This is a genomic window from Streptomyces sp. NBC_01012 (genome assembly GCF_045162755.1).
In the GTDB taxonomy this organism is placed as follows: Bacteria; Actinomycetota; Actinomycetes; order Streptomycetales; family Streptomycetaceae; genus Streptomyces.
On record NZ_CP108688.1, the window covers coordinates 5,751,601 to 5,773,051 of the forward strand.

Here is a 21,451-nt window from a genome sequence, read left to right on the forward strand (position 1 = left end):
GGTGGGCCGGGGAGGTGCGCCGGGGAGGTGCGCGTGAACGGTGCGGGGCCGGTCGGTAAAGTCTTTCCAATACGAGACGGTCTCGTATTGGAATTCGGCTAGGGTCGGGGACATGTCCATACCGTCCGGCGGCCCTGCCGCCGCGCCCCGCGTCCCCGAGGCGGTCCACCGTCGCCGGTGGGCCATCCTCGGCGTCCTCATGTTCAGCCTGCTCATCGTCGTTCTGGACAACTCGATCCTGAACGTCGCGGTCAAGACGATCGCCAGCCCCGCGCCCACCGGCATCGGAGCCACCCAGAGCCAGCTCGAATGGGCGATCAACTCCTACACCCTCGTCTTCGCGGGCCTCCTCTTCACCGCCGGCCTGCTCGGCGACCGCATCGGCCGTAAGAAGGTGCTGCTCGGCGGCATCCTGCTCTTCGGCCTCGGCTCGGCCCTGGCCGCGTTCTCCTCGTCGCCGGGCGAACTCATCACCTGGCGCGCGCTGATGGGATTCGGTGCCGCGTTCGTGATGCCCGCCACCCTCGCCGTCCTGATGAACGTCTTCGAGCGCGACGAGCAGCCCAAGGCCATCGGTATCTGGGCCGGCAGCGTCGGCCTCGGCATCGCGATCGGCCCGATCACCGGCGGTGCGCTCCTCGAACACTTCTGGTGGGGTTCGATCTTCCTGGTCAACGTGCCCGTGGTGGTCATCGCGCTCATCGCCATGGTCCTTCTGGTGCCCGACTCACGGGACCCCGCGCCCGGCCGCGTCGACCCGCTCGGGGTCGTCCTGTCCATCGTCGGCCTCGTCCTGCTGGTCTACGGCATCATCCGCGGCGGGGAACTCGCCTCCTTCACCGGCATCGGTGTCCTCGCACCGCTGATCGGCGGCCTGCTGGTGCTGGCGGCCTTCGTCTGGCACGAGAAGCGCAGCCCCCATCCGTCGATCGACATCTCCTACTTCCGCAAGCCCGCCTTCTCCGCCGCGGTCGCGGCCATCGCGCTGGTCTTCTTCGCGCTGATGGGCGTCACCTTCTTCTCCGCCTTCTATCTGCAGAGCGTGCGGGGCTACACCGCGCTGGAGTCGGGGCTGCTGATCCTGCCGCTCGCCGCCGCGCAGATGATCTTCGCGCCGCGCGCCAGGCTGGTCGTCGACCGGTTCGGGGCCAAGGCGGTCTGCACCGTCGGCATGCTGCTCGTCGCCGTGGGCCTCGCGGCCTTCTCCCTGTTCACCGCGGACACCCCGCTGTGGATCCTGTGCGTGGTCTTCTTCGTCCAGGGCACCGGCATGGCGCACATCATGCCGCCGGTCACCGTCGCCGTGATGCAGGCCCTGCCCCGCGAGCGGGCCGGTTCGGGCTCGGCCATCAACAACACGTTCCGCCAGGTGGGTGGCGCGCTCGGCATCGCCGTGCTCGGCTCGGTGCTCTCCACGGTCTACCGCGGTGACATCGAGGGCCACCTCGACGGCGTACCGGCCGCGGCGCGGGACGTCGCGGGTGAGTCCATCGAGGCGACCCTGGGCGTCGCGCAGAAGCTGGGCCCGGCCGGCAAGCCGCTGGTCGCAGCGGCGAACGACGCGTTCATCAGCGCGATGCACGTCACCGCGCTCGGCTCGGCCGCGGTCGCACTCATCGGCGCGGCTGTGGTGGCCGCGTTCCTGCCGGGCCGGCCGCCCGCACCGGGCAAGCCGGACCAGGGGGAGCCCGACCGGGCACCGCTGGCCGCCGAGGAGCCCGTACACCAGGCCTGATCCGCTGTTCCGGCCGGGGGAGTCGCCCCGCCCCCGGCCGGTCGGCGAGAATCGACACGTACGGCGAACCACGTACGGCGAAGACGGCGGACGGCACAGCGAGAGGCGGCCCAGTGCGGCAGGCGGCACAGAACCCGGTGCAGGACCCGGCCGACGGCCCGGCGGACCCGCCCTGCCAGGGGGGCTCCGAGCCACGCAGGGGCCGTCCGCGCTCCGCGGCCGCCGAGCGGGCGATCCTCGACGCCGTCAGGGAGCTGCTGGAGGCGGGGGAGACGGTGGACGGCCTGTCCATCGAGCGCATCGCCCGCACCGCCGGGGTCGGCAAGGCCACCATCTACCGGCGCTGGGGCGGCAAGGAGGAGCTCTTCGTCGAGGTGCTGCGCGACATCGAGCCCCCCGAACCCGAGGTGTCCGGCACCGCGGGCCTCGACGACGTACGTGTCCTGCTGGAGTTCATGCGGACACGCGCGCTCGCCCAGCGCTCCTCGGCCCTTCTGTACAACGTCTTCATGCAGACCAAGAAGCACCCCAAGCTCTGGGACGCGTACCAGAACACCGTCCTCGGGCCGCGCCGGGCGGCGATGCGGGCCGCCGTGGGACGGGCGGTGGACGCGGGCGAGCTCCGCGAGGACGTCGACGTCGAGCTCATGGACGATCTGATCGTGGGCCCCATGATGGTCCGCGCCATCCACCGCGTCGACGCGCCCCTGCCCGACGATCTCACCGACCGCATCATCCGGATGCTCCTCCAGGGCCTCGCGCCACGCTCCGCCACGCCCCCCGTGTGACCGTTCTGCCACAGACCCCCCGTACCGTGGGCACATCCGGAACCGGTTCTGCCGAATTCGTCGTTCTGATGGCAGCAGGGCCGTCGTCGAGGACGGGAACGGCGTCACACATCACCTAGGGTCGTCAGGCGCGGTGATGTGCAGGGCAAGGCAGTGAGGACAAGCGCGATGGTGCAGGCGTACAGGGCGGACACCGAGGGCGCCGACGCGGGACCGAGGCCGGGCACCCGGTTCGGGGCCCTGCGCCGAAGGCTCTCCGGCCCGGGCATCTGGCGGCGCGGCATCATCTTGGCGCTCTGCTCGGTGCTCCTGACCCTCGTGATGGTCCTCCACTCGGACATCCCGAACACCATCGGCAATCTGGGAAGCCTCGTCGAGACGTTCCTGCCCTGGTTCGGCGTCTTCATCCCCCTTCTGCTGATCCTCGGTCTGGTCCGGCGGTCCGCGACTGCGGTGATCTCCCTGGTCCTGCCGGTCGCGGTCTGGCTCAACCTCTTCGGCGGCCTGATGTTCTCCGACAAGGCGGGCGCGGGCGGTGACCTCACCGTCGCCACGCACAACGTCAACGCGGGCAACCCCGACCCGGAGGGCACCGCGCAGCAGGTGGCCGGTTCCGGCGCGGACGTCGTGGCCCTCCAGGAGCTCCCGAGCGGCAAGGTGTCCGCGTACGAGGACGCGCTCGCCAAGCGCTATCCGCACCACTCGGTCCAGGGCACCGTCGGCCTGTGGAGCAAGTACCCGGTGACCGACGCGGGGCCCGTCGACATCAAGCTCGGCTGGACCCGCGCGATGAGCGCCACGGTCACGACCCCCGAGGGCCGGATCAAGGTGTACGTCGCCCATCTGCCCTCCGTACGGGTCAAGCTGAACGCGGGCTTCACCGCCAACCAGCGGGACGCCAGCGCGGACGCCCTGGGCAACGCGATCGAGCACGAACCGCTGGACCGGGTCGTCCTGCTCGGCGACCTGAACGGCACGATGAACGACCGCTCGCTGAACGCGGTGACCTCGCAGATGCGCTCCACCCAGGGCGCGGCGGGCGACGGCTTCGGCTTCAGCTGGCCCGCGGCGTTCCCGATGGCGCGGATCGACCAGATCATGGTGCGGGGTGTCGAACCCCTCTCCTCCTGGACCCTGCCCGCCACGGACAGCGACCACCTCCCGATCGCGGCCCGCGTGCAGCTGTAGCCGAGGCCCGCGGCTCGCGGCTCGTGGCCCGCGTGCAGCTGTGGCGCCGGGGTGTGTCCGATCGACGAGGTACGCTCGCAGTCATGTCCAGCCCCGAGTCCGACAGACTCCGGCCGCCGGTTCGCCGGTGGCCGCTCTCCGACGCCGAAAGCCGCTGACCTCACCGGTCACCTGGCTTCCCCGTCGTGCCGTCGACCACCGCCGGACCGCCCGAGGCGGTGTGGGCCGACCTCTTCTTTCCCCTTCCCATGTCCCGTGATGACACCGGATCTTCCCGGTACCGGACATTCCACCGCGTAGCCGTCAGGCGCTCCGGCGTGTGACGGGAGGGCGCGGCCCGCATCCCCCGCACACCGCTCGTTCCTCCGACGGTTCCGCACAAGGGGTCCACTTCTCATGCCATTCGCCGTGTACGTGCTCGGGCTTGCGGTCTTCGCCCAGGGCACCTCGGAATTCATGCTGTCAGGCCTGCTCTCGGGCATCGCCGACGACCTGCACGTCTCACTGGGCGCCGCCGGGCTGCTGACCTCGGCCTTCGCGGTCGGGATGGTGGTCGGTGCGCCGCTCGCCGCTCTGGCCGGACGCACCTGGCCCCGGCGCCGGGCGCTGCTGTTCTTCCTCGGCGTCTTCATCGCCACCCATGTCGTCGGCGCGCTGACCTCCAGCTACGGAGTGCTGCTCGCCACCCGGGTCGCCGGGGCGCTGGCCAACGCCGGTTTCTGGGCGGTGGCACTGGTCACCGCGCTGGCCCTGGCCGGTCCGCACCGACGGGCCCGGGCCACCGCCGTGGTCGTGGGCGGAGTCACCGTCGCGTGCGTGGTGGGCGTCCCCGCGGGGGCGGCGCTGGGTGAACTGTGGGGGTGGCGCTCGGCGTTCTGGGCCGTGGCCCTCGTCTCCGTGCCGGCCGTGGTCGCGTTGCTGGTGGTCCTGCCCGGCGGCCGGCCCGACGGCGCGCCGGAGGCCGGTGCGCGGAGCGAACTGCGGGCCCTGGCCAGGCCCCGGCTGCTGGGGACACTGCTCGTGATGGCGCTCGTACAGGGGGCGACCTTCTGCACCTTCTCCTACCTGGAGCCGCTGGTCACCCGGGTCACCGGGATCGGCCAGGGCTGGGTGCCCATGGTGCTCGCACTGTTCGGCATCGGCTCGTTCGCCGGCGTCACCCTGGCCGGACGGCTGGCCGACGCCCGCCCGGACGCCGTCATCGGGTTCGGCATGAGCGCCCTGGCCGCGGGCTGGGCCGCGCTGGCCCTGACCGCCTCGCACCCGGCGGCGGCCCTCGCCCTCGTCCTGATCCAGGGGGCGCTCGCCTTCGGTACGGGGACGACGCTGATCACCCGGGTCTTCCAACTGGCCCCCGACGCCCCGACGCTCGCCGGCTCCTACGCCACGGCCGCCTTCAACGTGGGCGCCGCGACCGGCCCCTGGCTGGGCGGCCTGGCCCTCGGCGCGGGCTTCGGCTTCCGCGCGCCGGTCCGGGTGAGCGCCCTGCTGATGTGCGCGGCCCTCGTGGGGGTATGGGCGCTCTCGGCACGGGGGCTGACCCTGGCCCGGGGGCGCCGGGAGCACTCCGGGTGAGTCGGTGCGGGCCCGAGTGATGCCCACATCACACCCCGCCGCAACGGCATGTTCACGTCCGGGCATAAAACGTCTGAGAGACTTTGTTCCGACGGGGTACATAACTCGTTCCGGCAACGAAGCCGACGCTCCCGCACACTCACCGCAGCCACCCGGCCTCCATGACCGGGGCGGCCCCCTGCCCGAAAGGTCACTTCCATGCCCCTGGCCCTGCTCGCCCTCGCTGTGAGCGCCTTCGGCATCGGCACCACCGAGTTCGTGATGATGGGGCTGCTCCCCAACGTCGCGGACGATCTGGGAACGTCCGTACCCACCGCCGGTTACCTCGTCTCGGCGTACGCGATCGGCGTCGTCCTCGGTGCCCCGCTCCTCACCGGCCTCGGCTCCAGGATCCCGCGCAAGCGGATGCTCCTGCTGCTGATGGCCGTCTTCACCGTCGGCAACCTCGCCTCCGCCTTCGCCCCCGACTTCGGGTGGCTGCTGGCCGGCCGGTTCCTGGCCGGGCTGCCGCACGGGGCCTTCTTCGGGGTGGGCGCCGTCGTCGCCGCGCGCCTCGTGCCCGACGGGCGCCAGGCCCGCGCCGTCGCCACGATGTTCCTCGGCCTGACCGTGGCGAACATCGTCGGCGTACCGGCGGCCACCCTGCTGGGACAGCACCTCGGCTGGCGCGCCACGTTCATGGTGGTCGCGGTGATCGGCCTCGCCGCCATGGCCGCTCTCGCCCGCCTCGTCCCGCAGATCCCCGTCGATGCGCACCAGGGCGTACGCCGTGAACTGAGCGCGCTGGGCAACCGGCAGGTCGTGCTCGGCCTGCTCACCGCCGTACTCGGCTTCGCCGGTGTCTTCGCCGTGTACTCCTACCTCTCGTCCATGACGACCGAGGCGATGGGCTTCGGCGAGTCCTCAGTGACGCTCGTCCTCGCGCTCTTCGGCATCGGGATGACCCTCGGCGCCCTGGCGGCGGGGCCCCTCACCGACCGGGCGCTGCGCCCCACGCTCTACGGCTCGCTGGGCGCCCTCGCCGTCGTGCTCGTCGTCTTCCCCTTCACCGTCCATGTGCAGTGGGCCGCGCTGGTCATGGTGGTGCTGCTCGGCGGCATCGGCTTCATGACGACCACCCCGCTGCAGATGCTCGTGATGAACAAGGCCAAGGACGCCCCCACACTCGCCTCCGCCTCCAACCACTCCGCCTTCAACCTCGCCAACGCGGGCGGGGCCTGGCTCGGCGGGGTCGCCATCGCGGCGGGCTGGGGCTGGACCTCTCCGGCCCTGGTCGGCGCGGTGCTGGCCGTGGCGGGTCTGGCCGTCGCCGTCACCGCGGGCGTGCTGGACCGGACCCCGGGCACCTCGCGGGTGGTGGCCACCGGCGCCCCCGCCGATGCGCGTGAGTCTGTGGAGGTCGGCCTCCGGTAGGAGTTACGGCGATTCCGGGCCGGCAGGAGGCACACGCCCTTCGCCGGCCCGCATGGCGCCTGTCCTGAGACACATCGGCGCCGCTCCATGCACGTGCGCGGAGCAGCAGCCCTACGCGTCGAAGTCGTACTCAAGGATGTAGGAGGCGGAGTCGAGAGTCATCTCGTTCACCTCGACGGGGCGGCCGCCGTCGGCGAACGCCGTGCGGCAGATCAGTACGACGGGCGTACCGGCCGAGAGTTCCAGCTCCTCGGCCTCGGCGTTCGACGGCATGCGCGAGCGAATCTCCTCGCGGAAGCGGACCGGCTCGGCGCCCAGCTCGGCAAGTCGTGCGTACACACCCCCAGGGCCTGTCTCTTCCCGGGTGATCGCGGACCCCGCGACCAGGGAGGCGGGGAGGTAGGACGTGGCCGACAGAATCGGCTTGCCGTCCAGGACGAAACGACGACGACGCACGCAGACGGCAGCCCCTGACAGGGTTCCCAGCACTCCGGCAACGCGGTCCGGCGCCGGCTCTTCCGTGACACGCACCCTGTCCACCACCAGAGTGCGGCCCTCCGTGTCCGCCTCCCAGATCGAATGGCCCTCGCCCCACTGCGACTGCGTCAGACGCTTGATGCCCTGACGCCTCAGGGGGCGAAATGAGCGTACGAAAACCCCTGCGCCCTTCCGGGACTCAGCAAGGCCTTCGCTCTGCAGAACACCGAGAGCCTGCCGGGCGGTCATGCGCGCCACGTCGTGTTCGGCCATCAGGTCGTTCTCGCCCGGCAGCCTGTCGCCAGGGCCGTACCGCCCTGTCTGAACGGCATCCCGCAACGCATCAGCGATCCGCTGGTACTTCGGCTGCCGCTTGGCGCCTTCGGTGGCCATGAGTGATCTCTCCCTCTCCTCTCCGGACAGCCTAAAGGCTCGTTCCACGCGTGGAACGTACGTCTCGCGCAAGGAACGACGCCGACCCGGCTCACGCATCCGTGTCAACACGAAACGGCAGCCCTCCAGGCGTCGTTGACATCTCTAGAGAACACCGCTTCACTGAGATCTCTAGAGAGGTTACCTGGTGGTGAGGTGACCCTGGAGAAGGGATTCGCGCATGCCGTCGTACGGGACTGAAGCTGTACGGATAACGCTGCGGGTGTCACACGACTCCGGCCGGACCTGGGGGCCTCGCATCGAGACGCGCGTGGGCAACGAGCCTCCACCTCTGGACATTTCTGGTGGTTTCCCTCCATGTGCCTGCCACCAGTGCGTGGACCGTGGCCCGCACGGTCCCCTCCGGACGGTGTCGTGATGCGGTGCGCGCATGGGCGGCGCCTGCCACTGGATCTGGCGCGGGAAGCGCGTGAACGGTCGCGCTCAGGATGCGTCGACAGCGCCGTACGGTGCCAACTGCCCGCACACGCCACCGGCGAGCATCACGGCCTGGTCGACGACCTGGAGTACGACACCGCACTGTGGCTCCGCTGGCAGGGGACCGACGTGGCACTGGCCGTACTCCGGGACTGCCCCGCTGCGGGCCCGGCGCCCGACGGGGAGGGCTGCTGCCTGTTCCTCGACCACGCCGGGCGTCATACCTGGGCGGACACGGAGCCGCAGATCACGGGGATCGGCTGATCGCGAGTCCGCGCGACGGCACGTTCGCGTCCCGAGCCGCCTCAGCCCGACTCGCGCCACCGGTTCGTGACCGGCAGCCTGCGGTCCTTGCCGAAGCCCTTCGGCGAGATCTTCGTGCCCGGCGGGTACTGCCGCCGCTTGTACTCCGCGGTGTCCACCATCCGCAGCGTCCTGGTCACCAGCGCGTCGTCGAACCCGGCCGCCACGATCGCGTCCCGCCCCTGGTCGCGGTCGACGTACAGCTCCAGGATCCGGTCCAGCACCTCGTAGTCCGGCAGCGAGTCCGTGTCCACCTGGCCTGGGCGCAGCTCCGCGCTCGGCGGCTTGGTGATGGAGGCCTCCGGGATCGGCGGGGTCTGCCCGCGCTCCACGGCCGCGCGGTTGCGCCACTTCGCCAGGCGGAATACCGACGTCTTGTACACGTCCTTGATCGGCCCGTACGCGCCGACCGAGTCGCCGTACAGCGTGGAATAGCCCACCGCCAGCTCGGACTTGTTGCCCGGCGCGAGCACGATCTGGCCCTCCTGGTTGGAGATCGCCATCAGCGTGGTGCCGCGCAGCCGCGACTGGAGGTTCTCCTCGGCGAGACCGGTGAGCCCCAGCGCCCCCATGTACGCGTCGAACATCGGCTCGATCGGTACGGTGCGGAAGTTCAGCCCCGTACGCCGGGCCAGCTCGGCCGCGTCATCCTTGGAGTGCTCCGACGAGTACTTCGACGGCATCGAGACGCCGTACACATGCGCGGCGCCCAGCGCGTCGCAGGCGATCGCCGCGACGAGCGCGGAGTCGATACCTCCCGAGAGCCCGACCAGGACACCGCTGAAACCGTTCTTCGATGCGTACGCGCGCAGGCCAACGACCAGCGCCGAGTACAGCTCCTCGTCGTCGTCGAGCCGCTCCGCGTATCCGCCGGCCAGCTCAGGTTCGTAGGCCGGAAGCGGGTCCGCGCTCAGCACCACATGGTCGATCCGCAGCCCGTCGCCCGCGCTCCCCGACGGCGGCAGGGCGGCCGCGGCCGGCAGGTCCAGATCGAGGATCACGCTGCCCTCGGTGAACTGCGGTGCACGGGCGATGACTTCGCCGTACTTGTCGACGACGATCGAGTCCCCGTCGAAGACCAGCTCGTCCTGGCCGCCGGTCATCGCCAGATACGCCGTCGTGCACCCGGCCTCCTGGGCCCGCTTACGGACCAGCTCCAGCCGGGTGTCGTCCTTGTCGCGCTCGTACGGCGAGGCGTTGACCGACAGCAGTAGTCCGGCCTCGGCGGCGCGGGCGGCCGGGACGCGGCCGCCGTCCTGCCAGAGGTCCTCACAGATCGCGAGCGCCACATCGATGCCGTGCACCCGCACGACGGGCATCGAGTCGCCCGGCACGAAGTACCGGAACTCGTCGAAGACGCCGTAGTTGGGCAGGTGGTGCTTGGCGAAGTTCAGCGCGATCCGCCCCCGGTGCAGCACGGCGGCGGCGTTGCGGGGGGAGCCCGCGGGCTGGCCGTAGCGTGCCGGAGGGTGCTCCGAGCGGTCGAGATAGCCGACGACGACCGGCAGCTCTCCGAAGCCCTCGTCGGCCAGGCGTGCGGCGAGCGCGCGCAGCGCGGTCCGCGAGGCCTCGACGAAGGACGACCGCAGGGCCAGGTCCTCGACGGGATATCCGGTCAGCACCATCTCGGGGAACGCCACCAGATGGGCGCCCTGCTCGGCGGCGTGCCGGGTCCAGTGCACGATGGACTCGGAGTTGCCGGCGAGGTCTCCGACGGTCGCGTCGATCTGATTGAGTGCGAGACGTAGTTGAGGCACCCCGCCAGTCTAATCGTCTTTCTGACGCGATGTCCTGGCGTTCCCGTCCGGAAGCGGCGGACCGCTCCCGGACGGGGGGCCGGGCCGAGCGGCTCAGCGCAGGTAGCCGAGTACCGTCATCATCCCCGATTCGGCGTGGTAGATGTTGTGGCAGTGCAGCATCCACAGGCCGGGGTTGTCCGCGTCCAGATCGACCGTGAGCGAGCCACCCGGCAGGACGGCCGCGGTGTCCTTGCGCGCGCCGAGTGCCGAGCCCGCCAGCGCGAACGTATGGCCGTGCAGATGGATCGGATGCCACATCGCGGTGCGGTTGCTGAAGACCAGCCGCACCCGCTCCCCGGCCTTGACGGGCTGCCGCACCGCCGGGTCGTAGGGCTTGCGGTCGAAGGCCCAGTCGTACGCGTCCATGGAGCCTGTGAGCGCCATACGTACGGTCCTGTCGGGCTCGCGCTCCGCCAGCGCCACCGACGCGTCCGGGGCCAGCCGGTCCGCCGTGACCAGCTCGCCGTCCAGCTCCTTGGGCCGCACCGTGGCGGGCGGGGTCGCCCCCGACCCCGTCTTCAGCACGGCCAGCGCCGATGCCTTCTTGCCCTCGGCGAGCGCGGTCAGCGGGAACACCCCGTCGCCCGCGGTCACCAGCACGTCGTAGCGCTCACCCATCGCCAGCAGCAGGGTGTCGGTCTCGGTGTGCCGTACAGGGAAGCCGTCCGTGTGCGTCACGGTCATCCGGTGGCCGCCGAGCGCCAGCCGGAAGGCGGTGTCCCCGCCGGCGTTGATGACGCGCAGCCGGATGCGGTCGCCCGGCCGGGCCTCGAAGACCGAGGGGTCCGCCGCCCTGCGGCCGTTGACCAGATAGTGGGGATAGCCGACATCGCCGGCGTGGCCGCCGAGAAGATCGCTGTCCGTGTCCGTGAGGAGCCGTGAGGGCGGGTCCTCGCCGGCCGCGCGTCGGCGGGCCTTGTGGGCAGCAGCGTCATGGGCGCTGCCGCGGCCCTTGGTCAGTTCGTCGAGGACCGCGTCGGGGGTCGAGCCGTCCACCCCGTCGAGCCAGTCGTCGAGGACGACGATCCACTCCTTGTCGTAGGCGAGCGGCTCCTTCGGGTCGTCGACGATCAGGGGCGCGTACAGCCCCCGGTCGATCTGCACACCCGAGTGCGGGTGGATCCAGTACGTCCCGGGGTGGGTGACCGCGAACCGGTACGTGAAGTCGGCGCCGGCCGCGATCGGCTGCTGGGTGAGACCGGGCGCGCCGTCCATGTCGTTGCGCAGCGCGAGGCCGTGCCAGTGCAGGGTGGTGGCCTGCGGCAGATGGTTGGCCAGGGCGAGTTCCAGGGTGTCGCCCGCCGTGACCCTGATCGCCTGACCCGGCAGGTGGTCCCCGTACGCCCAGGTGGGGACGGAGAGGCCGCCGCCCAGGTCGAGGCGGGAGGCGGCGGCGGTGAGCGAGACCTTCCGCACCGGCCCGGCCCCCCGCCGAGCCTCCGCGTCGAGCACCTCGGGACCGTCGGGCGTGACGTACTGGTCCGCGGCGCGGGCGGGGGAGGGGGCGCGCAGGGGCGAGGGGTGGGCCGGGGACGCGGCGGCGCGTGGGGCGAGGCCTGCTGCTCCCGCTGTTCCTGCTGCTCCCGCGAGGGCGATACCGGCGCCGAGCATGGCGCGACGAGTGGGCATTTCAGACATATTGCGCACCGTACCCCTGGCGGGTATAAGCGCACGGCCCCGACACCCGAGGGTGCGAGACCCGAGGGGTGAGACGCGGGGGCGCGGGACGCGAGGGCGCGGGGGCGGCGCGGGGGCGCGGGGGCGCGAGGGCGCGGGGGCGCGACGGCGCGACGGCGCGGGACGCGAGGGTCCGACTGCCTGAGTGCCCGGACATGCAGGCGGCCCCGACGCGCGACCGCTCAAGACCCGAGGGCCCCACAGCCCGGACGTGCCGACGGTGCCGAGGTCCGACCGCCGGGGAGCGTCCGGCCAACGGCCGCGACGCCCGGCCGAGGGGCGGGTCAGCCGCGGGCGTAGACCCTCTCCGCCCAGCCGGCGACCTGCTCGTCCGAGAGGTGGAGCGCCAGGTCGGCCTCGCTGATCATGCCGATCAGCTTCTTGTTCTCGATCACCGGGAGGCGGCGGATCCGGTTGCCCTCCATCTCCAGCAGCACCGCCTCGACGTCCGCCGTCGACTCGATCCAGCGCGGTGTGCCGTCGCAGAGCTCGCCCGCCGTCACCTTCGACGGATCGTGCCCCCACGCCACGCACTTGATCACGATGTCGCGGTCCGTGATGATCCCGACCATCCGGTCCTGCTCACCCTCGGCGGAGACGGGCAGCGCCCCCACCTTGTGGTCACGCATCATCTGGGCGGCGCGGTCGAGCGTCTCGTGGGCGGGGATCCAGTGGGCCCCGGTGTGCATGATGTCCTTGGCCGTGGTCATGGGTTGCCTCCTGCGTGCCGATGGGCACTGCTGTACGACCCGAGCCCTTCCATCGTCACGGCCCCACCCGGCGCACGCGAACGCTGTCACTCGTTCGGGCGTACGCCGGGCCGGTTCCCGCGCTCAGGGACGGGGCTTCGCCCCACGGGCCGCGAGCATGTCCGCCATCAGGCCGAGCTCGGACTGCTGCGCCTCGACCATGCCCTGCGCCAGACGCTTCTCCACGGGCACGGTGCACTGGCGGGCGCACGCGCGGGCCATCGCGACGCCGCCCTTGTGGTGGTCGGTCATCAGCTGGAGGAAGAGGATCTCGGCCTTCGAGCCAGTGGCCTCACGGAGCCGGCCGAGCTCGGTCCTGGTCGCCATGCCGGGCATGAGGGCCCCATCGTGATCCGTGCCGTCCGTGCCGTGCATGTGGTCCATGCCGTGCATGTCGTGCCCGCCGTGGTCGCTGGGTGCTTCGCCCTCGCCCTCCATCCAGGCCATCGGCCCCTGACCGTCGGGCGCCGTCTTCGGCAGGCCCCAGAGATCCAGCCAGCCGAGCAGCATGCCCCGCTGCCCGGCCTGCGTGTTGGCGATGTCGTACGCCAGACGCCGCACATCCTCGTCCTCCGTACCGTCGCGCACGATGAACGCCATCTCCACGGCCTGCTGATGGTGGACGGCCATGTCCCGCGCGAAGCCCGCGTCCGCGGAGCTCACCGAGGGCGTAGGGGGAGGCCCTGACGCCTCCGTACCGCCCCGCGCCGACGCGACCGTCGCCGCGCCGGCGAACAGCAGGGCGACAGCCACCGCGGAGCCCGCGACCCATCGCGTACGCCGGGTGCGCGCCGGGCTCACCCGTCGACCCCGCCGGTGCACGGGGCACCCGGCTCGGGCGTCTGCGCGCCCTGCACGTACTTCGCGAAGAACCGGGCCACCCGCGGGTCGTCCGCACCGTCCACGGTGACCTGCTTGCCCCAGGCGGTCAGCATGATCGCCCCGGCCTGTCCCTCGTAAGGTGACATCAGGGAGTACGGCGTGTTCCTGACGCGGGACGCGAGCGCGTCGACGTCCGAGCCGGACGCCTTCCCGGTGTACGTCACCCAGACCGAGCCGTGCTCCAGAGCGTGCACGGCGTTGACGTTGGGGACGGCCTTTTCGTATACGACGCCGTCGCAGTTCAGCCAGGCCGGATTGTGGTTCCCGCCGACGGGCGGCTCCATCGGATACTTCACCTCGGTCGTGACATGGTCGCGGCCCAGCTTCGCCGCATCCCAGGTCTTCTCGCCCGCGATCGGCCCGGAGGACTTGTCGTCGAGCCCCTTGCCGTCCTGCTCGGGCGCCGACGTCGACTCCTTCGGCCCCACTGCCTCCGTCGCCTCGGACCTCTCCAGGAGCATGTACGAGCCGAAACCCAGCAGGCCCGCGACCACAGCGGCGCTGACGCCTATGCCGATGACCCGGTTGCGGCGGTCACGCGCGCGGTCGGCGTCGCGCATCTGATCCAGGCGGGTCCTGCGGTCGAAGCTCATGTCGTCGGGTCCTTCTGCCAAGGGGTGGGAGGAGACGGGATCGGAGCGGGAGAACCAGGTCGTGCAGGACCCCGGCCGAGCGGCCGCTGGCCTTGCACACCATGGGCGCCGAGCGTAGTGGGTGGCCGGGTGCTCTCTCTCACACCGTGTGCGTAATCTGGGTGAAATCCCGGGTCGTGATACTGAGGTGTCCCCCTACCCCGGGCGGTGGTGCACGGACCGTCTGAACTGCAAGGATGTGGCTATGGACAAGCAGCAGGAATTCGTCCTCAGGACGCTTGAGGAGCGTGACATCCGCTTCGTACGGCTGTGGTTCACCGATGTTCTCGGTTACCTCAAGTCCGTCGCCGTGGCCCCGGCCGAGCTCGAACAGGCCTTTGACGAGGGCATCGGCTTCGATGGCTCGGCCATCGAAGGCTTCGCCCGTGTGTACGAGTCGGACATGATCGCCAAGCCGGACCCCGGCACGTTCCAGATCCTTCCCTGGCGCGCGGAGGCCCCGGGCACGGCCCGGATGTTCTGCGACATCCTGATGCCGGACGGCTCGCCGTCCTTCGCGGACCCCCGCTTCGTGCTCAAGCGCATCCTCGCGAAGACCTCCGACCTGGGCTTCACCTTCTACACCCACCCGGAGATCGAGTTCTTCCTGCTGAAGAACAAGCCGGTCGACGGCAGCCGCCCCACCCCCGCCGACAGCTCAGGCTACTTCGACCACACCCCGCAGAACGTCGGCATGGACTTCCGCCGCCAGGCGATCACCATGCTCGAATCGATGGGCATCTCGGTCGAGTTCAGCCACCACGAGGGCGCCCCCGGCCAGCAGGAGATCGACCTGCGGTACGCGGACGCGCTCTCCACCGCCGACAACATCATGACCTTCCGCCTGGTCATGAAGCAGGTCGCGCTGGAGCAGGGCGTCCAGGCCACCTTCATGCCGAAGCCGTTCTCGGAGTACCCGGGTTCCGGTATGCACACCCACCTCTCCCTCTTCGAGGGCGACCGCAACGCCTTCTACGAGTCGGGCGCCGAGTACCAGCTGTCGAAGGTCGGCCGCTCCTTCATCGCGGGCCTCCTCACGCACGCCGCGGAGATCTCCGCCGTCACCAACCAGTGGGTCAACTCGTACAAGCGCATCTGGGGCGGCTCCAGCCGCTCCGCGGGAGCAGGCGGCGAGGCCCCCTCGTACATCTGCTGGGGCCACAACAACCGCTCCGCACTGATCCGTGTCCCGATGTACAAGCCCGGCAAGACCGGCTCGGCCCGCGTCGAGGTCCGCTCCATCGACTCCGGCGCCAACCCCTACCTGACGTACGCGGTCCTGCTCGCCGCGGGCCTCAAGGGCATCGAGGAGGGCTACGAACTCCCGGCCGGCGCCGACGACGACGTCTGGGCCCTCTCCGACTCGGAGCGCCGCGCGATGGGCATCGAGCCGCTGCCGCAGAACCTGGGCGAGGCGATCTCACTGATGGAGAAGAGCGAACTGGTCGCCGAGACACTGGGCGAGCATGTCTTCGACTTCTTCCTGCGTAACAAGAAGCAGGAGTGGGAGGAGTACCGCAGCGAGGTCACGGCCTTCGAACTGAAGAACCTGCTGCCGGTGTTGTGAGCGCAGAGCTGCGGCTCAGCGGCTTCGGGCCGGCGGTTCCGCACCGTCGGCCCGAAGCCGTCTCCGCGGGGATCATCAGGCCGCGGGCTTCGTCATTTCCGTCGTCGCAGCCGTCGTCGCCGCTTCCGTCTCCGCGGTACGGGCGAGGCGTTCGACCCAGTCCTGGTGATAGCGGTAGAGCGCACCGGGATTTTTTCGGCCGAGTTCCTCGATGAAGAAGGGGCCCTGCTGGGTCTCCTCGGTCAGCACGTGACAGCCTTCGGCCGTGGGTGTGATCACCCAGCCGTGGTAGGCGCTCGAACCGGTGGCGTCGCCGTCGACCGTGGTCGCCCATGAGAGCCTGGTGAAGGGCTCGTACTCCGTCACGTCGAGGGTCATCGGGAAACCGACCGTCACCCGGCTGTACGTGGTTCCGGGCGCGAGTTCCGGCTCGGCGCCGAGGATCTTGACCTGATCCTCGGGAGGGAACCAGCTCCACCAGTTCTCGGCGTCGACGAGCAGCTTCCACACCACTTCGGGCGGCGCCTTCACGTCGATGTCGTTGAGCGCGTAGAGGGCCGACACCTTCGGGTCGTACCGCTCGGGCCAATTCACCTTGTCATACATCGGCTGCGTTTCCTTGTGGAGTGTGCTGAAGACCGGCTCGGTTCTCACGCTCGCCCGCCACCTCGGCGAGTGCCGCGAGAAGGTTCTCGTGCGTGCGCCAGAAGACTTCGGGATCCTGCTTCGCGAGTTCGATCCAGAGCGGGCCCTGCATCGTCTCCTCGGTCCAGAGATGACTTCCCTTCGGCGTGGGGGTGATGATCCAGGCGTGGTAGGCCGTGGATTCTTCCGATGCCTTGGGATGGCCACCCCACGCGATACGCGTCATGGGCCGGAATTCCTGAACGGACGCGAAGACGTCCTGGCCGGCCAGGTTGGTCTCGAAACGAGTCCCCAGGCCGAGTGATTCATGGCCGTCGAGAAGCTGGACGTGCCCGACACCCGGGTAGAAGGTGTGCCAGGTCCGGGTGTCCACGAGCAGGGACCAGATGGTTTCGGGAGAGGCTTCGACCTCGAGCTCGTTGGTGAAGTGGATGGGGGAGCGGCTGGGGGTCATGGCCTCCGGCCAGTTTATTTCTTCGAACATGTCATTCTCCGGATCGACCGGTTCGTTCGTTCAGAGTTCGCCGGCGTTCAGAGTTCGCGGGCGTTCAGAGTTCGCCGGGAACGGCCGTCCGGTAGAACACGCCGCCGGCCGGCTGGATACCCATGAGCAGCCAGACCGCATCTTCGAATGCGCGGGCCCGTGAGAGGTCTCCGACGCGCACCGGGTCGTAGCCCGCGTCGCGGATGAGCCGCTCGGTGACGCCGACGGCGCCCTCGTCGGCGACGTACCAGTTGCCCGGCCGGACGCGCTGCTTGCGCACCTCCCCGTACAGGGCTCCGAAGTTCATGTTGAAGCTCTTGGCCACCGGGGCGTGGGTGAAGGACTTCACCTCCTCGGCGTACGACGGAAAGCTGCCATGCCGTGCGGGCATGATGTTGGTCGCGTCGATCGCGATCTTCCCCTCGATCCCGGTCACCCTGCTCAGGGACTCCGAGATCTTCGCCCCGGGTACGGCGACCAGGACGGCGTCCGCCTCCGAGACGTCCCCGCCGTCCCGGCCGAGCTCCTGGACCTCGTGGCCCGCGTCCCGCCAGAGGCCGGCCAGCCCTCCGCCGACCGTTCCTCTTCCGATCGTGACGATCTTCATGTCGTGTCTTCCCTCGATTGAACGCTGATGTATGCGGGGTGAATATGGGTGACGGCGCCTCACACGCGGGTGGCGGGAACCGAGTTCCTTACGGCTTCCAGGCCGGCGGCGTGCGACACGACGGGCTCGTATCCGAGCTCGGCCGCGGCCTTGTCGGTCCGCAGGGTGCACTCCTGCCCGAGGAACCACCGGGCGGGTACGGGGATCTCACGGGCGGCCGTCCCGCCGTCCAGTTCGGGAATCGCCAGATCGACGCCAAGGATCTCGAACTGGGTCTCCAGGAACTCGCGCAGCGTGACGCGGTGCCGGTCGGTGACGAAATAGGCCTGGCCGGGCCGGCCGCGCCGCCATCCGAGCACGAGCCCCTCGACGGCGTTCCCGACGAACGTGACGTCGGTCGTGTGCCGGCCTCCGTCGATCCAGGCGAACTGCCCCGCCCGCGCCGCCGCTGCCAGGCCTTCGACGAGGATGCTGTGGGGACCCCAGACGAACCTCGGGCGGATCGACACCGTGGCGAAGTCCGGGGCGTTCGCGTCGAGCACGATCTTCTCGGCAGCGGCCTTCGCCGCCGAGTACGCCGCCTCCGAATCGGGCCGCAGCGGTGCGGACTCGTCGACCTCCACGAGCGGAGGACCTGCGAGGAGCGCGGCCTCGCTCCCGCAGTGCACGAACCGGGGAACCCCCGCGTGGCGGGCGGCGTCGACGGCTGCCCGGGTGCCGCGGACCGACACCAGCTCATGACGCTCACGACTGGCGGTGATGTCTGTCTCGGCGGCGAGGTGGAACACCACGTCGCTGCCCGTGACCTCCTCCTGCCAGGTGGCCGCGTCGGTCAACTCGCCCCGCACGGGCTCCGCGCCCAGCGCCGAGACCTTCGCTGCCGATGCCTCACTTCGAACCAGAGCACGCACCGAGTGCCCCTCGCCGATGAGCCGGCGTACCAGCACCTCGCCGATGAACCCCGAACCTCCGGTGACGAATGCCTGCGCCATAGAACTCTCCTTCGCTCTGTGCGATCCCTCTCGCCGGCCGTGCGCGAGAAGGTCTCGTGGAGGAGAGCAATGAGGGATCCGGAGGTCTTCCCTCGGATTCACTCATGGTTCTGAGGTCTGCTATAAGATTTTTGGATGGCTTCTCTCCGGGCGCTGGAATGCCTTGTCGCGGTCGCGGACTCCGGGTCGATCACGCAGGCCGCGCTGCTGCTGCATGCGTCGCAACCCGCCGTCTCCCACCAGCTCGCTTCGCTGGAACGCGAGACCCGGACGGTCCTGCTCCGCCGCGAGGCCCGAGGGGTCAGGCTCACCCCCGCAGGTCGTGCCGCCGTCGCGGACGCCAGACGCGCGGTCGAAGCGGCCGCTTCCGCGGTGCGGTCGGCACGCGCGGTGGGCCAGGCGGCCGGCGGCTCCCTGCGGTTGGCCTGCGCGCAGAGCCTCACGGTGCCGCTGCTCGCCGCGGTCATCCGCCAGTGGCACCGCCGCTACCCGGACGTCGTGATCACACTGCGCGAGTCCACGGCGATGGACGAGGCGCTCGGCCTCGTGGACTCCGACGAGGTGGATGCGGCGGTGCTGACCGCTCCCTCGGACGGCCACTTCACGATCAGCGCCGTCGCCGAGGAGGAGATCGTGCTGGCGGCACCGGTGGGTCACCCGCTGGCCGAGCGGCAGGCCGTACGCCTCGACGACCTCGAAGGTGTGCCGCTCGTGCACTTCACACCGGACAACGGCCTCAGCACCTGGCTCGACCGGTCCTTCGCCCGTGCCGGGGTGCATCCGGAGACGGTGATGAGGACATCGGTGACCGCGGCGGCGCCGCAGCTCGCGGCCGCCGGTCTCGGCGTCGCCGTATGCCCCGTGAGCGCGGTCAGCCATGGCTTCCTGGGGGTGGTACGACCGTTCTCGCCGCGCTGGGTCCGGCAGTTGGTGGCGGTGACGTCCGCGGAACCGGATCCGCTCGTCGCACGGTTCATCGGCGACCTGCGCGGCCACGGCATGCGGGTGCCTCGCAGTGTGCGGACCCAGCTCGCGCAGGACGGACCCGGGGCTGCAGGGGCGCCGTAACAGGACACGGCTTCGCGGCGGTTGCCGCATGACATGAGGGGTGTGGCGCGGGTCACGGGAACTCCTCGGCCCGGCCGGAGAGGTAGGGGTGTGAGATGTGATGAACAGGAAGACCGGGAGCGCATGCGCGCACGCATCAGGGCGGGTGACCGCGAGGCGTTCGACGCGCTCTACGAGGAGTTCGCGCGGGCGGTCTACAACCATGCCTACCGGCTGACGGGTGACTGGTCGACGGCCGAGGAGGTTCTGTCCGAGACCTTCCTGGCCGCCTGGCGCACCCGGCGCACCGTCGAGCCCGAGGGCGAATCGCTGCGGCCGTGGCTGCTCGGGATCGCCACGAACAAGGCACGCAACGCGAACCGGAGCAGGGGGCGGCGTCTGGCGTTCCTTGCCCGCCGACCCGCCCCGGAACCGGTGCCGGACATCGCGGACGCCACGGCCGGACGCATCGACGACACGCGGCGGCTCGCAGCGGTCCGGCAGGCACTGGACGGACTCCGCCGCCAGGAGCGCGAGGTGCTGGCCCTCTGCGTCTGGTCCGGCCTCGACTACGCCGAGACAGCCGAGGCCCTGGGCATCCCGGTGGGCACCGTGCGGTCACGGCTGTCCCGCGCCCGTGACCGGCTGCGCCGGCTCACCGACGAGCAGCTGGGCCGGGCACCGGACGGCGGGGCGGGGCGCGGGGAGCGGGGTGCGGACGCGGTCCGGTCCGGGCCTGAGGCGCGACCCGCGGACGCGGATCGGTCCGGGCCCGAGGCGCGGGGTGCGGACGCGGTCCGGTCCGGGCCCGAGGCGCGACCCGCCGAGGCGCGACCCGCACACCCCGTCCGGTCCGGGAGGGAACCCCGCCCCCGTCGCGGAGAGGTAGAGAGCAGGGCCCCGTTCGTGGCCCTGCCCATCCAGGAGGAAGCCCGATGAACGACCGTACCTCCGGCCCCGAGCGGGCCGAACGCGAGGAACTGGCCCGGCTGTTGCCGGCCCCGGCCGAACGGGACCTGCCCCCGGGCCGTCATCTCCACCACAAGGACACCCTGATGCATCTGATCGACCAGGACGGCGAACGCGCAACCGCCCGCCCGCGCCCCCGTCTCCTGCGCCCCGCCGTCCTGTTGCCCGCCGCCGGTCTGGCCCTGGGCGGGGTGCTGCTGACCACGCTCGCGGTGACCGGACAGGACAGCGGTCCTGCGCCGTCCGCCGGGGGTACGGCCGCCGCGGCCCCGCAGGGCGCCGCCGTGCTGCTCGAACGGATCGCCTCGGTCGCCGGGAAGAGCGACGAACAGACGGTCACCGGCGACCAGTTCGTGTACGTCAGGACACTGCAGTCCGTGAACGAGGGCGATTTCGGTGGCCCGATGAAGCTGGGCAAGCCCGGAGAGCGTGAGGTCTGGATGTCGCAGAAGCCCGGGCCGGTGATCGACGAGGGCCTGATCCACCAGGACGGCCGGTACTACCCGATCACCGTCGGGGTCCCGGACGGCGAGACCTCCGTCGGCTACCCGGCGGGCCTCAACCGCCCGACGTACGCCTGGCTGGCCTCGCTGCCCACCGACCCCGACGTCCTGCTCCAGCGGCTCACCAGCGAGATCACCCGGGACCAGGACGCGCGCGACACCCCGGCCGAGGACCGTGACCGGGCCCAGGACGCCTTCGACGCCATCGGGGAGCTGCTGATGGAGACCGTGATGCCGCCGAAGACCGCGGCCGCGCTCTACAAGGCCGCGGCGAAGATCCCCGGTGTGAGCGTGGACTCCGACGCGGTGGACGCGGCCGGCCGGCCCGGGATCGGTGTGGCCCGCGACGACACCCGGACCGGTTGGCGTACCGCCTGGATCTTCGACTCGACCACCCTGGAGTACCTGGGCAGCCGGACCTACCTCTTCAGGGATACCGAGATGGGTAAGAAGGGCAGCCTGCTCAGCAAGTCCGCGGTCCTGGAACGCGCGGTCGTCGACGCCCTCCGTGACAGGCCGTCGACGGGGAAGCCCTCGACGACGACCTGA

The 21,451-nt window shown here is 70.8% G+C and carries 20 protein-coding genes; 10 read left to right on the forward strand and 10 right to left on the reverse strand.

Annotation, left to right across the window (positions count from 1 at the left end):
• Positions 1-112: 112 nt before the first annotated feature.
• From OG623_RS25845 to OG623_RS25865, 5 genes are all read left to right on the forward strand, one after another.
• The gene (locus OG623_RS25845; protein WP_406149649.1) at positions 113-1,735 is read left to right on the forward strand and encodes an MFS transporter; all 1,623 of its coding nucleotides are present in this window, start codon (positions 113-115) and stop codon (positions 1,733-1,735) included.
• Positions 1,736-1,848: 113 nt separating this feature from the next.
• The gene (locus tag OG623_RS25850) at positions 1,849-2,523 is read left to right on the forward strand and encodes a TetR/AcrR family transcriptional regulator (protein ID WP_406149650.1); all 675 of its coding nucleotides are present in this window, start codon (positions 1,849-1,851) and stop codon (positions 2,521-2,523) included.
• Positions 2,524-2,691: 168 nt separating this feature from the next.
• Positions 2,692-3,711, forward strand: coding sequence for an endonuclease/exonuclease/phosphatase family protein (locus OG623_RS25855; RefSeq protein ID WP_406149651.1), 1,020 nt, complete (start codon positions 2,692-2,694; stop codon positions 3,709-3,711).
• 396 nt (positions 3,712-4,107) lie between these two features.
• Positions 4,108-5,286: a Cmx/CmrA family chloramphenicol efflux MFS transporter gene (locus OG623_RS25860; RefSeq protein WP_406149652.1), complete on the forward strand. Its 1,179-nt coding sequence runs from the start codon at positions 4,108-4,110 to the stop codon at positions 5,284-5,286.
• Between the two features lie 198 nt (positions 5,287-5,484).
• Positions 5,485-6,699: an MFS transporter gene (locus tag OG623_RS25865; RefSeq protein WP_406149654.1), complete on the forward strand. Its 1,215-nt coding sequence runs from the start codon at positions 5,485-5,487 to the stop codon at positions 6,697-6,699.
• A 111-nt stretch (positions 6,700-6,810) separates the two neighbouring features.
• Here the strand turns inward: OG623_RS25865 and OG623_RS25870 are convergent, their stop codons facing one another.
• Complete coding sequence (locus OG623_RS25870) at positions 6,811-7,569, reverse strand: GntR family transcriptional regulator (protein ID WP_406149656.1); 759 nt, start codon at positions 7,567-7,569, stop codon at positions 6,811-6,813.
• Positions 7,570-7,986: 417 nt separating this feature from the next.
• Here OG623_RS25870 and OG623_RS25875 point away from each other — a divergent pair, with 417 nt between their 5' ends.
• Positions 7,987-8,310 (forward strand): hypothetical protein, encoded by a 324-nt coding sequence (locus OG623_RS25875; RefSeq protein WP_406149657.1) that lies wholly within the window; start codon positions 7,987-7,989, stop codon positions 8,308-8,310.
• Between the two features lie 41 nt (positions 8,311-8,351).
• Here OG623_RS25875 and OG623_RS25880 read toward each other — a convergent pair whose 3' ends face one another.
• The 5 genes from OG623_RS25880 to OG623_RS25900 all read right to left on the reverse strand — a co-directional run bounded on the left by OG623_RS25880 (position 8,352) and on the right by OG623_RS25900 (position 14,049).
• The gene (locus OG623_RS25880; protein WP_406149658.1) at positions 8,352-10,106 is read right to left on the reverse strand and encodes an NAD+ synthase; all 1,755 of its coding nucleotides are present in this window, start codon (positions 10,104-10,106) and stop codon (positions 8,352-8,354) included.
• Between the two features lie 93 nt (positions 10,107-10,199).
• Complete coding sequence (locus tag OG623_RS25885; protein ID WP_406149659.1) at positions 10,200-11,786, reverse strand: multicopper oxidase family protein; 1,587 nt, start codon at positions 11,784-11,786, stop codon at positions 10,200-10,202.
• Between the two features lie 323 nt (positions 11,787-12,109).
• Entirely contained in the window at positions 12,110-12,535 is a 426-nt protein-coding gene (locus OG623_RS25890) for a CBS domain-containing protein (protein ID WP_406149660.1), read from the reverse strand.
• Positions 12,536-12,658: 123 nt separating this feature from the next.
• Positions 12,659-13,375, reverse strand: coding sequence for a DUF305 domain-containing protein (locus tag OG623_RS25895; RefSeq protein ID WP_406149661.1), 717 nt, complete (start codon positions 13,373-13,375; stop codon positions 12,659-12,661).
• Positions 13,372-14,049, reverse strand: a complete 678-nt coding sequence (locus OG623_RS25900) for a DUF3105 domain-containing protein (RefSeq protein WP_406149662.1) — start codon at positions 14,047-14,049, stop codon at positions 13,372-13,374. The genes OG623_RS25895 and OG623_RS25900 overlap by 4 nt, the downstream gene beginning before the upstream one ends.
• Positions 14,050-14,293: 244 nt before the next feature.
• Here OG623_RS25900 and glnA point away from each other — a divergent pair, with 244 nt between their 5' ends.
• Positions 14,294-15,655, forward strand: coding sequence for a type I glutamate--ammonia ligase (glnA, locus tag OG623_RS25905; protein WP_099176388.1), 1,362 nt, complete (start codon positions 14,294-14,296; stop codon positions 15,653-15,655).
• A 75-nt stretch (positions 15,656-15,730) separates the two neighbouring features.
• Here the strand turns inward: glnA and OG623_RS25910 are convergent, their stop codons facing one another.
• The 4 genes from OG623_RS25910 to OG623_RS25925 form a co-directional block, all read right to left on the reverse strand.
• On the reverse strand, positions 15,731-16,261 hold the full coding sequence (locus tag OG623_RS25910; RefSeq protein WP_406149663.1) for an SRPBCC domain-containing protein: 531 nt from the start codon (positions 16,259-16,261) through the stop codon (positions 15,731-15,733).
• Complete coding sequence (locus OG623_RS25915) at positions 16,254-16,784, reverse strand: SRPBCC domain-containing protein (RefSeq protein WP_406149665.1); 531 nt, start codon at positions 16,782-16,784, stop codon at positions 16,254-16,256. The genes OG623_RS25910 and OG623_RS25915 overlap by 8 nt, the downstream gene beginning before the upstream one ends.
• A 64-nt stretch (positions 16,785-16,848) precedes the next feature.
• A complete protein-coding gene (locus tag OG623_RS25920) occupies positions 16,849-17,391 on the reverse strand; it encodes an NADPH-dependent F420 reductase (RefSeq protein ID WP_406149666.1) in 543 nt (180 codons plus the stop codon).
• Between the two features lie 59 nt (positions 17,392-17,450).
• Complete coding sequence (locus OG623_RS25925) at positions 17,451-18,383, reverse strand: NAD-dependent epimerase/dehydratase family protein (protein ID WP_406149667.1); 933 nt, start codon at positions 18,381-18,383, stop codon at positions 17,451-17,453.
• Positions 18,384-18,518: 135 nt separating this feature from the next.
• Here OG623_RS25925 and OG623_RS25930 point away from each other — a divergent pair, with 135 nt between their 5' ends.
• From OG623_RS25930 to OG623_RS25940, 3 genes are all read left to right on the forward strand, one after another.
• Positions 18,519-19,451 (forward strand): LysR family transcriptional regulator, encoded by a 933-nt coding sequence (locus tag OG623_RS25930; protein WP_406149669.1) that lies wholly within the window; start codon positions 18,519-18,521, stop codon positions 19,449-19,451.
• Positions 19,452-19,574: 123 nt separating this feature from the next.
• Complete coding sequence (locus OG623_RS25935) at positions 19,575-20,369, forward strand: sigma-70 family RNA polymerase sigma factor (RefSeq protein WP_406149671.1); 795 nt, start codon at positions 19,575-19,577, stop codon at positions 20,367-20,369.
• Positions 20,366-21,451 carry a CU044_5270 family protein gene (locus OG623_RS25940; protein ID WP_406149672.1) on the forward strand — a complete coding sequence of 362 codons (1,086 nt, stop codon included), beginning with the start codon at positions 20,366-20,368 and terminating at the stop codon, positions 21,449-21,451. The genes OG623_RS25935 and OG623_RS25940 overlap by 4 nt, the downstream gene beginning before the upstream one ends.

Bases quoted from the DNA above. Each gene is read 5' to 3' on its own strand.
- OG623_RS25910 (WP_406149663.1), bottom strand. From the start codon at position 16,261: ATGTATGACAAGGTGAATTGGCCCGAGCGGTACGACCCGAAGGTGTCG.
- OG623_RS25845 (WP_406149649.1), top strand. From the start codon at position 113: ATGTCCATACCGTCCGGCGGCCCTGCCGCCGCGCCCCGCGTCCCCGAG.
- OG623_RS25925 (WP_406149667.1), bottom strand. From the start codon at position 18,383: ATGGCGCAGGCATTCGTCACCGGAGGTTCGGGGTTCATCGGCGAGGTG.
- OG623_RS25920 (WP_406149666.1), bottom strand. From the start codon at position 17,391: ATGAAGATCGTCACGATCGGAAGAGGAACGGTCGGCGGAGGGCTGGCC.
- OG623_RS25875 (WP_406149657.1), top strand. From the start codon at position 7,987: ATGCGGTGCGCGCATGGGCGGCGCCTGCCACTGGATCTGGCGCGGGAA.
- OG623_RS25940 (WP_406149672.1), top strand. From the start codon at position 20,366: ATGAACGACCGTACCTCCGGCCCCGAGCGGGCCGAACGCGAGGAACTG.
- OG623_RS25930 (WP_406149669.1), top strand. From the start codon at position 18,519: ATGGCTTCTCTCCGGGCGCTGGAATGCCTTGTCGCGGTCGCGGACTCC.
- OG623_RS25890 (WP_406149660.1), bottom strand. From the start codon at position 12,535: ATGACCACGGCCAAGGACATCATGCACACCGGGGCCCACTGGATCCCC.
- OG623_RS25915 (WP_406149665.1), bottom strand. From the start codon at position 16,784: ATGTTCGAAGAAATAAACTGGCCGGAGGCCATGACCCCCAGCCGCTCC.
- glnA (WP_099176388.1), top strand. From the start codon at position 14,294: ATGGACAAGCAGCAGGAATTCGTCCTCAGGACGCTTGAGGAGCGTGAC.
- OG623_RS25900 (WP_406149662.1), bottom strand. From the start codon at position 14,049: ATGAGCTTCGACCGCAGGACCCGCCTGGATCAGATGCGCGACGCCGAC.
- OG623_RS25885 (WP_406149659.1), bottom strand. From the start codon at position 11,786: ATGTCTGAAATGCCCACTCGTCGCGCCATGCTCGGCGCCGGTATCGCC.
- OG623_RS25860 (WP_406149652.1), top strand. From the start codon at position 4,108: ATGCCATTCGCCGTGTACGTGCTCGGGCTTGCGGTCTTCGCCCAGGGC.
- OG623_RS25865 (WP_406149654.1), top strand. From the start codon at position 5,485: ATGCCCCTGGCCCTGCTCGCCCTCGCTGTGAGCGCCTTCGGCATCGGC.
- OG623_RS25935 (WP_406149671.1), top strand. From the start codon at position 19,575: ATGCGCGCACGCATCAGGGCGGGTGACCGCGAGGCGTTCGACGCGCTC.
- OG623_RS25870 (WP_406149656.1), bottom strand. From the start codon at position 7,569: ATGGCCACCGAAGGCGCCAAGCGGCAGCCGAAGTACCAGCGGATCGCT.
- OG623_RS25855 (WP_406149651.1), top strand. From the start codon at position 2,692: ATGGTGCAGGCGTACAGGGCGGACACCGAGGGCGCCGACGCGGGACCG.